Origin of the sequence: Paenibacillus xylanilyticus (assembly GCF_009664365.1) — a bacterium.
Lineage (GTDB): Bacteria > Bacillota > Bacilli > Paenibacillales > Paenibacillaceae > Paenibacillus > Paenibacillus xylanilyticus_A.
On sequence record NZ_CP044310.1, the window covers coordinates 907,587 to 920,754 of the forward strand.

12 protein-coding genes are annotated in these 13,168 nt (G+C 47.2%); 9 read left to right on the forward strand and 3 right to left on the reverse strand.

Annotation, left to right across the window (positions count from 1 at the left end; all coding sequences use genetic code 11):
• Positions 1–80: 80 nt before the first annotated feature.
• Entirely contained in the window at positions 81–1,073 is a 993-nt protein-coding gene (locus tag F4V51_RS04130; RefSeq protein ID WP_153976968.1) for a DUF4003 family protein, read from the reverse strand.
• Between the two features lie 33 nt (positions 1,074–1,106).
• Positions 1,107–1,472, reverse strand: a complete 366-nt coding sequence (locus F4V51_RS29345; RefSeq protein WP_323131801.1) for a DUF6713 family protein — start codon at positions 1,470–1,472, stop codon at positions 1,107–1,109.
• Positions 1,473–1,927: 455 nt separating this feature from the next.
• Between F4V51_RS29345 and F4V51_RS04135 the strand changes: the two genes are divergently transcribed.
• The 5 genes from F4V51_RS04135 (at position 1,928) to F4V51_RS04155 (ending at position 8,695) form a co-directional block, all read left to right on the forward strand.
• Positions 1,928–3,307, forward strand: a complete 1,380-nt coding sequence (locus F4V51_RS04135; RefSeq protein ID WP_153976969.1) for an amino acid permease — start codon at positions 1,928–1,930, stop codon at positions 3,305–3,307.
• A 409-nt stretch (positions 3,308–3,716) separates the two neighbouring features.
• The gene (locus F4V51_RS04140) at positions 3,717–4,619 is read left to right on the forward strand and encodes an SDR family oxidoreductase (protein WP_095360984.1); all 903 of its coding nucleotides are present in this window, start codon (positions 3,717–3,719) and stop codon (positions 4,617–4,619) included.
• A 263-nt stretch (positions 4,620–4,882) separates the two neighbouring features.
• A complete protein-coding gene (locus F4V51_RS04145) occupies positions 4,883–5,302 on the forward strand; it encodes an ester cyclase (RefSeq protein WP_153976970.1) in 420 nt (139 codons plus the stop codon).
• 223 nt (positions 5,303–5,525) lie between these two features.
• A complete protein-coding gene (locus tag F4V51_RS04150; RefSeq protein ID WP_153976971.1) occupies positions 5,526–7,907 on the forward strand; it encodes a GH36-type glycosyl hydrolase domain-containing protein in 2,382 nt (793 codons plus the stop codon).
• 104 nt (positions 7,908–8,011) lie between these two features.
• On the forward strand, positions 8,012–8,695 hold the full coding sequence (locus tag F4V51_RS04155; RefSeq protein ID WP_153976972.1) for a 2'-5' RNA ligase family protein: 684 nt from the start codon (positions 8,012–8,014) through the stop codon (positions 8,693–8,695).
• 93 nt (positions 8,696–8,788) lie between these two features.
• On the opposite strand, the gene F4V51_RS04160 is transcribed toward F4V51_RS04155, so the two are convergent.
• Positions 8,789–9,556: a GNAT family N-acetyltransferase gene (locus tag F4V51_RS04160; RefSeq protein WP_153976973.1), complete on the reverse strand. Its 768-nt coding sequence runs from the start codon at positions 9,554–9,556 to the stop codon at positions 8,789–8,791.
• Between the two features lie 174 nt (positions 9,557–9,730).
• On the opposite strand from F4V51_RS04160, the gene F4V51_RS04165 reads away from it, so the two are divergent.
• The 4 genes from F4V51_RS04165 (at position 9,731) to F4V51_RS04180 (ending at position 13,167) form a co-directional block, all read left to right on the forward strand.
• Entirely contained in the window at positions 9,731–10,393 is a 663-nt protein-coding gene (locus F4V51_RS04165; protein ID WP_201281182.1) for a M48 family metallopeptidase, read from the forward strand.
• Between the two features lie 49 nt (positions 10,394–10,442).
• Positions 10,443–10,829 (forward strand): iron chaperone, encoded by a 387-nt coding sequence (locus tag F4V51_RS04170; RefSeq protein ID WP_153976975.1) that lies wholly within the window; start codon positions 10,443–10,445, stop codon positions 10,827–10,829.
• Positions 10,830–11,000: 171 nt separating this feature from the next.
• Positions 11,001–12,584, forward strand: a complete 1,584-nt coding sequence (locus F4V51_RS04175; RefSeq protein ID WP_153976976.1) for a glycosyltransferase family 39 protein — start codon at positions 11,001–11,003, stop codon at positions 12,582–12,584.
• 4 nt (positions 12,585–12,588) lie between these two features.
• Positions 12,589–13,167, forward strand: a complete 579-nt coding sequence (locus tag F4V51_RS04180) for a hypothetical protein (protein WP_153976977.1) — start codon at positions 12,589–12,591, stop codon at positions 13,165–13,167.
• Position 13,168: the final 1 nt, after the last annotated feature.

The following is a 13,168-nucleotide window of genomic DNA, read 5'->3' on the forward strand; positions in this document are numbered from 1 at the left end:
TTTGAATCATCTTATGCATTAAGCCCCCTCTGAATCAATCAGAGGGGGCTTTTTTAATATGCTGCCTTGGTGAACGAACGTTAGCTTGAAGATGATGAAGCGGCAGCAGCAGCCGATGCCGCGGCAGTGGAGGCCATGGCGGCCTGCTGTGCGATGATAATGTTGGTGATGCTGGTAGAGAGTGTCGTGGTCAGCACACCGCTTCGCAGATTCTCAACATGCTGAACAGCCACCAGGGCAGATGAGAATAGAAGCAGCTCCTGTTTGGTGATCGACCATGCCCCGAAGCCCTTTTGATCACGCAGCCAGTCGAACGTTTCTTGCACCTGATCCACCAGTGTGTCTTGGTGGACAGGCAGCAGAGAGAGCACTCCGAGGGAGGATAGGGTATATGTTTTATCCAAGCGGATGCTGCGTTTACGGAACGCCTCCTGTAATGCCAATACACGTGCACTTGATTCAGGGTTGTCATCTCCAAGGACCAGTACCTGGGTCAATGCCTGCACGCTGTTGCCAGGAGAGAATTCTGGCTTCAGTTCACGATAGAGCTGTTCCATACGGTCCACACCGGATTCCACATCCAGATCGGAGAGAGCCAGCATGGCTGCGAAAATATAGTCATCCTGTCCGGTGAGGAAGCGATGTTTTGCTTTCATTTGATCGTAAAAAGCCTTGGCACGCTCCACCGTGTACTGAAACTGGTCAGGCGCTGCCTGGGCAGCGATCTGATAGGCAGCCACGGCCAGGAAATCGGAAGTACGAAACTTGATCTGTTTCATCAGATCGTAGACATGTAGGGTATCCGCCAGCTTCGACTCCTGATCCGTGGTAAGGGAGAGCATGGCGGCAATACTGATGGCCGAATTGCCCCTGAATACGGAAAAGAGGTTTGTATTTTGCTTCATCAGATCATGACTCTGGCGAATGGCCTCGCCATCCGCCGTTTTATTTTCGCCTGCATAGAGAAGTGCCGCCAGGCGATGCATCATCGGATTTTGCCATTTGAACGACTTCTTGATGATCTGTGCGTTGGAAACGAATAATTCGACTCGTGCTGCGTGCTGCTGCTCCATATGCACACCTCCCGAAATGAGTAGTTGTTACCCCTAGTTTATTAGGATTATTAAATGGATTAAAGCAAAAATTCCCATGGGGTAGATGAATGACCTTGAGAACGAATTTTTAAATTGGTTGCGTGGGTGCATCTCAAACAAGAAATGCAATATCGTATGTATGATGAAAAAGATGTCCAGCACCCAGAACGTAATCGTCTGATACGAACTGAAGAGCAGGGAGAGGATGACGGTGTATAAGGGCAGGTGCACCCATGTAAAATACCTATAAGCTTTCTCGTCCTCCATCTCTTTCAACACGATAAACAATCTCCACTCGGATCGCCTAATCGCATCCATTTCGTGCAGAAGAAATAGAGACAGGTTGAACAAAAATAAGATCAGCAGCAAGTCAGGCATACGGTGCCTCCCCTATGAGCATTTATAGAAGATACGGATGGATAGCAAGATTGTTCCAGTATCCTGTCTGTTAGGTCCATGTTCGATGCGGCTGTATCCAAAAATACAAAAATAACCTCCCAGATCGCGGGTAGAGCCGCCATAAGCGGTAGTCGCGGGTGGTTTCACAATCAGGGCATACAGCGTATCCAAGATCCGATAATTGGCTGAGCTATTTTGGTTAGTGTACCTTCGCTGTTGGTCGTGCTCATATCATGCTGATGCTTTTGGAGAATGATCCAGAAACCGTTATAAATGATAAACATTCTTAATAAAAACGCTTCCTTACATTCCTTGTTGTATTTCTGCGGCACATCTCGTACAATTTGGTGAAGCAATTCTGCATTGCGTTAATGTGAACATAAACATGTAATTCTGACAACACGAAGCTGCACACAAGAAAAGGGGAGAATCGTTTGGAATCGAAGCAACTATCTAGAGGGCTTAAGCCCCGTCACGTTGAGCTGATTGCACTCGGGGGTACAATCGGTGTTGGATTGTTCATGGGATCGGCGAGTACGATCAAATGGGCAGGTCCTTCGGTGCTGCTGGCCTACCTGCTGGCCGGGATCATTATCTTTTTTGTCATGCGTATTATGGGTGAGATGTTGATTCAGGAGCCTGTCACCGGATCCTTTGCCACATTTGCTCATAAATATATCAGTCCGCTTGCCGGGTTCCTGACTGCCTGGAGTTACTGGTTCCTCTGGGTAACGGTAGGGATGGCGGAAGTTACGGCGATCGGTATCTATGTCGGGTACTGGTTTCCGGATATTCCTCAATGGCTGCCGGCACTGGCTGGTGTGCTCATTATTGCGGCGGCGAATCTGGCTGCGGTGAAATATTACGGGGAGTTTGAATTCTGGTTCGCCATGATTAAGGTAACAGCGATTGTGTTCATGATCGTGATCGGAACCGGCTTAATCTTCTTCGGTCTGGGTAACGGCGGACAGCCAATCGGATTATCGAATTTGGTGAGTCATGGAGGCTTCTTCCCGGGAGGGATCAAAGGATTCCTGTTTGCTTTATGTATCGTAACGGCTGCCTATCAAGGCGTGGAAATGGTCGGTATTACGGCCGGAGAAGCGGAGAATCCGAAGCATACGCTGCGTAAAGCGATCAAAAATATCGTGTGGCGTATCCTTATCTTTTATGTAGGGGCTATTTTTGTCATCGTGACACTGTACCCGTGGAATGAAGTGGGGCAGACGGGAAGCCCGTTTGTACTCACATTTGCCAAGGTGGGTATCGTGGCTGCTGCGGGCATTATCAACTTCGTGGTGCTCACGGCTGCGATGTCGGGGTGTAATAGCGGAATTTACAGTGCGGGACGTATGTTATATACGCTTGCTGAGAATGGACAGGCACCTGCCTTCTTCAAAAAGCTGTCCAAAGGCGGGGTTCCACGCAACAGCATCGTTATTACGATCTCCCTGCTGCTGATCGGTGTAATCTTGAACTACCTGATGCCGAATTCCAAACTGTTCCTGTATATCTACAGTGCAAGTGTTCTTCCGGGGATGGTGCCGTGGTTCGCACTGGCCTTCAGCCAGTTCCGGTTCAGAAAGCGCTGGGGTAATGAGATGAAGGAACACAATTTCAAGTCCAAATGGTTCCCTATCAGCAACTACATTATTATTGTGTATCTGATCCTGGTTATCATCGGGATGGCGTTTAACCCGGATACACGCTTGCCCCTGATTGTGGGTGCGACCTTTATGGCCATCGTGGTGCTCGGATACTTCATATTCGGTATTGGGAAAAAGCAGCGTGTTGAGGGCGGAGAAGATCGTTAAAGTGAATATGGTAGCATTGTAATAACATCGTATCGTATATGCATTCCTTGAATACATCGGAGAACCTTCGGGTGATCCAGTGCCATTCAGGGAGTGCATTTTTAATGTCCATTACCCTACGAGAACGAAATGCTACACCATGATGGAAATGATCAAGCCCAGTTTAAATTCCACCCATCTCGGTTACAAAGAAAAGAGTGCAACTTTTATGAAACCCAACTATAAATAAATTGAAATTTACATGTTCACGAAGAGAGCAGAAATAACCTGGAGAAACGGAGTGTTCGCCTTTATCCCCGGATTTCCCCCTTAATAAAGGGAGATAAAGAAATCTGGGGATAACAGCGATCGTAAGGTTGTTCTGTGATCGTAGTGACCACCTGTAAATTTAACCGAGGAGGAATTGAACATGGCTAATCAAGACCAGCATACTGTACAAGATCCGACGACACAATATCCGAAGGCAACATCAGAATGGAAACAGCAGCAGGAAGAGCCGGGACTTCAACGCGAGATGACACCCGTGCCTGATGCAGGCGAAAAGAGTTATAAAGGCAGCGGACGTCTGACTGGACGCAAAGCCGTAGTCACTGGTGCAGACAGCGGGATTGGCCGCGCGGCGGCGATTGCCTTTGCCCGTGAAGGAGCGGATGTTGTGCTGTCTTATCTTCCTGAAGAAGAAGCGGATGCGAAGGAAGTGGTACAGCTGATTGAAGAAGCAGGCCGTAAGGCTGTGGCGATTCCCGGTGACCTGAAGGATGAGAACTATTGTGAACAGCTCATTGAGTCTGCCGTTAAGGAGCTTGGCGGGATCGATATTCTTGCCAACGTGGCAGGTAAACAGCAGTTTGTGGAACAGATTGCGGATCTGACTACAGAGCAATTCGATGCGACATTCAAAACGAATGTGTACTCCATGTTCTGGCTCTGCAAAGCGGCTGTAAAACATATGAAACCAGGCAGCTCGATCATCAATACGTCGTCCATTCAGGCGTACAGCCCTTCGCCAATCCTGCTGGATTATGCAACGACGAAGGCGGCTATCAACACCTTCAGCAAAGCACTGGCCCAGCAGGTCGGCAGCAAAGGTATTCGCGTGAATGTTGTAGCGCCAGGTCCGGTATGGACACCGCTTCAGGTGGTTGGCGGACAGCCCGTCGAGAAGCTCGCTAGTTTCGGTTCCAATACGCCACTTGGCCGGGCGGGACAACCTGCCGAGATGGCACCTGCCTTTGTATTCCTGGCGAGTCAGGAATCCAGTTACGTGAGCGGCGAGACTCTGAATGCCAATGGTGGTACCGTTAGTCCGTAATAGGAGACCTTAAATGGTCCCCCAAGGATTAGCTTTTGTTAAGCAAAGAACTCCATCCCCGATAAGGGTAATGGAGTTCTTTGTGTTGTATATGTATTTTACCGAAGCAACTTCGAGTTCGTTATGGTAGTAGGGATAATAGTCCCGTAGAACAGTAGAACAGATTGATCTCCCACTATAGAATGGATGTTAGAATAAGGGAAGATATAGAAGGCTGCGTTTCAGATGTGACAGCAAATCCAAAGTAAATGGAGTGGCGTGCAATGACCCCAGAACAGATTGTCAGAGCCTTTTTCGAGGAGGTTCGATCAGGTCGTAACCTTGATTATGCAGATACTTTGATGGCGGAGCAGGTACTGGCCCATCAGGTGGTATCCGAAGAGGAATTGACCGTAAACAGGACACCTTCCGAATATGCGGATCATGTGAGAGAGATGATTCAGGCTTACGGTGAATTCTCACTTGAGATTCAGGAACTGATCGTACAGGGCGATAAAGTGTATGTGCGCTGGAGACAAGAGGGTATACATATAGGAGAAGTGGACGGGCATGCACCAACCCATCGGCCGGTTATTGAAATTGCCAGTGCTGTATATCGCGTCGAAAATGAGCGGATTGCAGAATATTGGATTCAGATTGACAGGCTGGGCATCGAAAAACAATTAGAGCGAAATAAGAGCTGAGAATTCAGCTCTTTTTTTGTTGAATCGGAGCACCTAATCAGAAGTTTTATTTTAATAGAATGTTTTGCGATATTTATAAGCTGAGCAGGTTAATTTACATGAATTTTTTGAACATTTATACGTGATTGTAAGCGTTCCCGTGTTATAATGAATGAAGTTGTATACAAGTTACTAAAACGTTTTCTGTCATTCCAATTTTATAACCCGAAAGAGAGGTTCAGTGATGATCAGAGCAACGAACGACAATGAATATTATGAGCTGACCAGCCCGACAAGTATGCCCAAGGCATCCGGATTCCTATGGAACGAAAAGATGATGATCCATATGAATTGCCGCGGATATGCTGTGGCGCAATTCATGCAGCCGGAGCCTGCCAAGTACTCGCATGCGCCCAATCTGGAAGCAAAAACTTTTATGCAGCCGGAGCAGCCGTATTATGCACATCATCCGGGGAGATTTGTCTACATCAAGGATGAAGCAAGCCGAAACATTTTCTCGGCTCCATATGAGCCGGTGCGCAAACAGGCGGACAGCTATACATTCGCCGTGGGTAAACACGATATTCGCTGGAATGTTGTAAGCGATGACATTTCTATTGAGATGAGCTTGCGTCTGCCCAAAGCGGATGCCATGGAGCTCTGGCAAGTGAAGGTGAAGAACCTTTCCTCCCATAAACGCAAGCTGAGCATGTATCCGTATTTCACGGTTGGTTATATGTCATGGATGAATCAATCCGGTGAATATGTGGATGAGTTGCAGGGAATCGTCTGCTCGTCCATTACGCCGTATCAGAAATATCAGGACTATGCCAAAATCAAAAATTACAGCGACAAGACCTACCTGCTTGCGGATCGCAAGCCTGCTTCATGGGAAGTGAATCAGGAGCATTTCGAGGGCGAGGGTGGCCTTCATGCCCCATCGGCATTGCAGCTGGACACGTTAGAAGGCGGGGATGCAAGGTATGAGACACCTGTTGCTGTTCTTCAGTACAGGTTGGAGCTCGAAGCTGGGGCTGAGCGGGAATACCGGTTTATCTTTGGGCCGGCACATGATGAGGCAGAGATCGAACGCATCCGGCAGCAGTATTTTATCAAGCGGGATCATGAAGGATTGGATGGTTTTGCCTTGGCTGAACAGGAATATGCGGCTTACGTTGCAGAAGGACAGGGAAATATCCAGATCCAGACCCCGGATGACGGATTGAATAATTTTGTAAACCACTGGCTGCCACGCCAAATGTACTACCACGGCAAAACGAACCGTCTGACGACAGATCCGCAGACCCGGAACTATCTGCAGGATAACATGGGCATGAGTTACATTCAGCCTGGGATCGCACGTAATGCCTTCCTGACAGCCCTGGCTCAGCAGCATGCAAGCGGCGCGATGCCAGATGGAATCATTTTGCACCCGGATGCCGAGCTCAAATACATCAACCAGGTTCCTCATACGGACCACTGTATCTGGCTTCCGGTCTGCATGCGTACGTATCTGGATGAGACGAATGATTACAGCATTTTGGAGGAGCAGGTTGCATTTGCCGACAGTGAAGAGAAAGTCTCTGTGCTGGAGCATATGAATCTGGCCATGCGCTGGCTGATTCAGGATCGTGACCACCGCGGCCTCAACTTCATTAATCAGGGCGACTGGTGTGATCCGATGAATATGGTGGGTTATAAGGGCAAAGGGGTATCCGGCTGGCTGACCATTGCAACAGCATATGCGTTCAAGGTCTGGGCGGATATTTCCGAGCAGGCCGGGCATACCGAGACAGCGAAGCAATTCCGTGAGGAAGCAGACCGGACCAATGCTGTAGCGAATGAGTATCTGTGGGATGGCGAATGGTATGCACGCGGAATAACGGATGATAATGTCGTTTTTGGCATCAGCAAGGATCAGGAAGGACGCATCTATATTAATCCTCAGGGTTGGGCGCTGATGAGCGGCGCAGCCGATGAGGAGAAGCGGAAGACGCTGATCCGGGCAGTGGAGGAGCAATTGGAGACCCCATATGGTGTGGAGAAACTGGCACCGTCCTTCACATCCATGCGGGAAGATGTCGGCCGGGTTACGCAAAAACATCCGGGCAGCGCCGAGAATGGGGCGGTCTACAACCATGCGGCTGCGTTCTACATCTATGCCCTGTATTTGGTTGAGGAAAAGGAGAACGCCTATCGACTCCTTCGCAAAATGATTCCCGGTCCCGATACCGAAGATGTCCTCCAGCGGGGGCAGTTGCCTGTATTCATCCCCAATTATTATCGCGGGGCCTACAGACAATATCCACGTACAGCCGGGCGCTCCAGCCATCTGTTCAACACGGGTACGGTACCTTGGGTGTATCGCTGCCTGATCGATGGACTGTTCGGATTGCAGGGTCACGCCGAAGGGTTGCTCGTTCGTCCGCAACTACCTGCGGATTGGGATAAGGCTTCGGTGACCAGGTTGTTCCGTGGTGCCGAGCTGCAGGTGGAGATGAAACGGGATGCGGCTGTTCGAAAGACCGAAGTGTATGTTAACGGTCAATTGGTCGACGGAGACATGATTAAGGATATACAGGCTGGCAAGTCCTATGAGGTACTGGTTAAGCTTCCTATATCATAAGGAATAGAAAATATGAAAATGCCTTTCTTGTTCTTTAAGAAAGGCATTTTTTTATTCAAATATTTTATAGGCTAGGTTAGACCGTATGTGGATATTCGATAATTGTGAATCGAAGTTCTATAGCGAAGCTGGCAATTCCATTCGGAGATGATATGCGGGCAGGATTGCTCAATGGTACCGTTGAATACTCTCCATTGCAAGGCTTTATAGTTATGGAGGGGGTTAGGGAGTTGTATGGAGTAGTTGCTCATTTTGACCAGGATACAGAGCTCTATATTAAGCAGGTTTGGAAAGAGATGAGTGATAATGCAGTTTCCAGGTATGCAGAAGAAGTACAGGATAGACGGCCTCATATTACCATAGCAGGTTATGACTCTGACGTAGATATCGACAAATTCATAAGTGATTTTGACTGCTTTTATGAATCTGAAAAACAACTTTCGATCACTCTGAACTCAGTAGGGACTTTTTTGAACACAGGAATTGTATTCCTTGCCCCTGTTCCTTCCCAAGATTTATTAACGTTTCATGCTAATCATCATCATTTTTTTGAAAAATACCGAATGAATGCTGAGTCTCAATATCTCCCCAATAATTGGATACCTCACTGTACCATAGCAAACAGATTAAACGATGAGAATCTAAAAGAAGCGATGGTTTACTGCAATAAAAGAATCGAAAGATTACATTCTAGTATCGTTGAAATATCAGTAATCAAAGCTATATACGAGAATGGCAAATGTATAAAATCACCGTCTTTACATACGAAAGCTCTACACTTTGTCTAAAATTACAATATAACCAAAGATCGCCTCCCAAGACAACCGCCTTACTCACCAAGGCGGTTGTCTTAGCTCAAAAATCAACGTTAGAATTTACGATCAAGATTCTTGGAATGCCTTAACTCTATACCAATACGAGTAGATTTTTGAATAGCCAAGCTTGGCGTAGAGCTTTATAGCGGGAGCGTTACCGGCTACAACCTGCAGATAGCTCGATGTGGCGCCTTGCTTTTTCCCCCAATGCAAGAGATGTAATATCATCTGTTCAGCGAACCCGCGATTCCGGTATGCGGCATCCGTAATGATATCATACAAGCCGATATAACCACGCTCGACAACGCCCAGCCCACAGGCCACGACTTGTCCATCGACCGAGAGGGAAATGAAACCCGTGCTTGTACGGATGTTGGACAGCATCTGTGTCATTGTTTCCCGCTTCCCTTCCTGTACCTGATTCAACCGGCAAAAGTGATCCAGCCACTCCTGGGTCAACTGCTCATCGATTTGTACAAAAGGGTACTCCGGTTCCTTCAGTGCTTCCAGACTGCGCACCTGCATGTTGGTGTGATCCACAATGGAATAGCCTCTGTCCTGCAGAAGCTGATCCAAGTGATCCGGCTGGCTAAACGGTGTGATTTTGAAAATCGTACTCAGCTGGTTGGAAGCGTAGATTCGCTCGCACTCGTCGATCTTGGCAAATACATCGTGGGTAGAATCATAGATAGGTTGTATGGAGTTGGCGCGCTTCGTGTATCCGTTGGCAAAACGTAAAATCCATCCATCAAAGAACAAGGTAGACAAGGTCTGCCAGTGATTGAGGGATAATTCCTCAATGATTTTGTGGCCATTCTCAGTGATTTGCTTCATACGGTATCCTCCATTTATATGAGACTGAATTCAGTATGTTTTAAATAATAATACATAATAATGAATAATAATACATTTTTATTTAATAAATATAAATGTGTTGTTTGTGCAGATTACCTTAGGATGATATACAATCGTAATAAATGGATAACAAAAAAAGAAGCGGAGCACAGCATGCTAACGATTAAACTAAACGAACACATCATTCAATGCCATGTGGTATATGGCAAAGGCAAGAAGGTTTCCATCACGATGGACCTGCCCTACATGGTAACGATTAAGGCACCTAATGGCACGAGCGATGACATCATTCAGAAGCTTGTAGAGCAGCATGGTGAAATCATATTGAAGAAGTCAGCCCTAATGCAGCAGGCCCTGGAAGGACCGCAGGCCAAAGACTACGAGGAAGAAGGCAGCGGGAAGTTTTTGTTTCTGGGCAAGGAATATGCACTGCATGAGTTAATTAAGGTTGAAGGGTTGTCCGAGGATGAGCTGCGGGCGAATCTGAAGAAGTTTTATTTTGCCGAGTGTAAGAGAGTCATTGGTGAACGCATTGGTCCATACCAACAGCAGCTGAAGGTCAAACCAAAGTCCATAGACATTGTGGATTCCCCGACCAAGTGGGGCAGCTGCAGCTGGGACAAAAAACTCACATTTAACTATCGTTTGGCCATGGCACCACCGGAAGTCATTGATTATGTCATTATCCATGAGCTGTGCCATATTCATCATATGAATCACGATCGTTCCTTCTGGCGCCGCGTTGGCAGTATCATGCCGGACTACAAGACGAAGGAAGATTATCTGATGCGCAATGGCCGGGCCATGACGTTGTGAAAAATAAATCCATATCACGAGTCCACGAATCGTGGTGGAAGGAGTCAGAATGGCTGAGGGTAACCATTATTCTGCACTGGTCGATGAATATATTTCGAGGTTTGCTCCGGATGTACAGGTCAGACTGCAGGCATTAAGACAGATTATTCGTGAAGCGGCTCCGAATGCCGAGGAGAAGATCAGCTACCAGATGCCAACGTATGCACTGCACGGGAATCTGGTCCATTTTGCGGCATATAAGAATCATATCGGATTCTATCCTGCACCCAGCGGAATCGAGGCATTCCGGGATGAACTCTCCGCCTACAAAGGCGCTAAAGGCTCGGTGCAGTTTCCCCTGAATCAACCCTTGCCGGAAGAGCTGATCCGCCGGATTGTGGAATTTCGGGTGAAGGAAAATGTAGAGAAGGCCGCGGAGAAGAAACGAAAGAAGTAGCTTGTATTAGAGGACTAGATAGACCGCTATCTTGGGCGAAGAGGGCGGTCTTTTTTGTGTTTAAAATCATGTTCGTAGGATCAGCGATAGGTGCCTGTTCGAATTCAGCGATTTTTCAGTTAGAGCCATTATACTGTTTTTCGAATCCTGTACTCGAAAAGGAGTTTTGGCATGTCTAATGTGATCCATAAGACGCTTTATCTCATTCTTATTTTCTTTGTTGGTTTGTTTATTGTGTCGTCTCTATTCGTTCGGGCGCAGTATAATTATGGCCTTTATGGAGACAATCCGATCCTGGGAACCCAGCAATGGAGCATTTTCCTTCCGGTCATTACTCTGCTTCTGTTAGCGGGTATCGGGTTATACCGTCTCTGCCTGAGATTGAACAAGTACAGTCCAAAGGTCGTCATCCCGGTGGTTTTGTTATGTTCCATGGCGATTCAGATCGCGATTATCTTTGTGTTTCCAAGAGTGCCGACAGATGACTCCCAGACGGTCGTTTCTCTGGCGGTGAGCATGCTTTACGATCAGGATTATTCCTCGTTTGAAACGGGTGGATATCTTCACATGTTCCCGTTTAACTTTTCCATCGTGCTCTATTTGAAAACATTACTGTCCCTGTTCCCGGATAACTATCTGGTGATCAAGCTGTTTAATATTCTGTTCTCAACGTTGACCACCTTAATGATTTATCTCATTTATAAGCAGCTGAACCCCAAATCTACGGAGCGGGATTACGGCGTTTTGATTTTTGCAGCGACGTACCTGCCTTCCTTATTTTTAAACAACTTAATTTATAACGATGTTATTGCGACGGCATTTCTGACATCCTGTTTATACTTTCTACTTCGGTTTGTACGTGAAAAATCATGGAAGGCTATGCTCTGTGCTGCGATTCTTCTTGCCATCGGAAACTACTTCCGCAGTATCGGCGCCATTGTGCTGATTGCCGCAATCCTGTATATCCTGCTGAACATGCAGAGTATCGGGTTCAAGAAGGTGATGGGCTCCATCGCCGTACTGGCTGTTCTGTTTAATGTCCCAGGCTGGACCCAGAATGCTGTGCTGCAGTCCACAGGTACGGTAAGTGAACCGGTCGGCGAGAATTCGGCCCCCGTCTATATGTGGCTGAACATGGGGATTAACCTCGAACGATTCGGATTCTGGGACAATATGGAGAGCTACCAAATTTATCAGAGACAGGCCAATTACAATAAGGCCGAAAGCACAGCACTATTTAAGCAGGAGATTGAATCGAAGCTGTCGGAAGCGAGTGCCAGTGAATTGATTCAGATGTATTACAAAAAGATCATATGGACCTGGACTGAAGGCACGTACCAGATGGATCGATACGGAATCGGCAATGAAAGTGCCTCAGGCATGGGAAGAGGAAGAGCAGGCGGAATTGCGGGCTCCTATAGTTACACCACTGGGGTAACGGACCTGTTCCAGGGGGATTCAATCTATCGAACGGGTGTGCTTTGGGTTGTATATGTGATGAATTTCCTGATGTACTGTTTTATTTTCGCTCGGTTGGTCCGAGGCATTCGTCTTAAGCGATATGATGAGGTTTCCCTGATTCTGGTGGTTCTCGGATTTATCGGATTCTACATTCTGTGGGAGATCAAATCGCGCTATATCTATCCGGTATATCCGTTGCTTATTGTGTTGTCCTATATGGGGTTCAAGGATACGTATGAATTGATGTTCCAAAGAAAACTCGGCTGGGGACAGCCATCCCTGGGAAAAAGGTGATCTTATGCGAAAAATTTATTATTTCACATCTGTTCTAATCCTACTGGCAGGCTGTGCTGTTCTGCTTGCTGCCTGTGATGTCATAACAGCCCAAAACATTACGAATACCGGTACTGCACAAGGCATGAATGGGGGAATGATGAATGGTGGCCCAGGCATGAACGGAGGAATGCAGCGAGGCGGAGGCATGAATGACCGAACAGGTGGACCGGATGATATGCGCGGTGCCATGAATGCTGATCTTACAGGCCGGATTGTCTCCATAGACGGAGATACCGTTACTGTAGCGTTACTTGAGTTTCAAGGTTTCTCTTCACAGAACTCCACTAACCAGGGTCAGCAGGACGGTGCTCCTGGCAGCGGAAGCAGGGGGATGAATGAAACTGGTGTTGAAATGAAATTAAACCTGAACACGGATGTTAGCATCACTCAAGGTATGGAGATGGGAGGTAGAGGTAACAACAATTCAGATGCCAACGGGGCAATTCAGGTATCTGATCTGAAAGAAGGAGATGTCGTCATGGTATGGTATAAGGAAAACACGGAGACAGTGGAACGAATGGCAGTTATCCAGTCTGAATAAC

Coding starts and splice junctions, on each gene's coding strand:
- F4V51_RS04140 (WP_095360984.1), top strand. CDS start 3,717: ATGGCTAATCAAGACCAGCATACTGTACAAGATCCGACGACACAATAT.
- F4V51_RS04165 (WP_201281182.1), top strand. CDS start 9,731: ATGCTAACGATTAAACTAAACGAACACATCATTCAATGCCATGTGGTA.
- F4V51_RS04175 (WP_153976976.1), top strand. CDS start 11,001: ATGTCTAATGTGATCCATAAGACGCTTTATCTCATTCTTATTTTCTTT.
- F4V51_RS04130 (WP_153976968.1), bottom strand. CDS start 1,073: ATGGAGCAGCAGCACGCAGCACGAGTCGAATTATTCGTTTCCAACGCA.
- F4V51_RS04145 (WP_153976970.1), top strand. CDS start 4,883: ATGACCCCAGAACAGATTGTCAGAGCCTTTTTCGAGGAGGTTCGATCA.
- F4V51_RS04170 (WP_153976975.1), top strand. CDS start 10,443: ATGGCTGAGGGTAACCATTATTCTGCACTGGTCGATGAATATATTTCG.
- F4V51_RS29345 (WP_323131801.1), bottom strand. CDS start 1,472: ATGCCTGACTTGCTGCTGATCTTATTTTTGTTCAACCTGTCTCTATTT.
- F4V51_RS04160 (WP_153976973.1), bottom strand. CDS start 9,556: ATGAAGCAAATCACTGAGAATGGCCACAAAATCATTGAGGAATTATCC.
- F4V51_RS04150 (WP_153976971.1), top strand. CDS start 5,526: ATGATCAGAGCAACGAACGACAATGAATATTATGAGCTGACCAGCCCG.
- F4V51_RS04180 (WP_153976977.1), top strand. CDS start 12,589: ATGCGAAAAATTTATTATTTCACATCTGTTCTAATCCTACTGGCAGGC.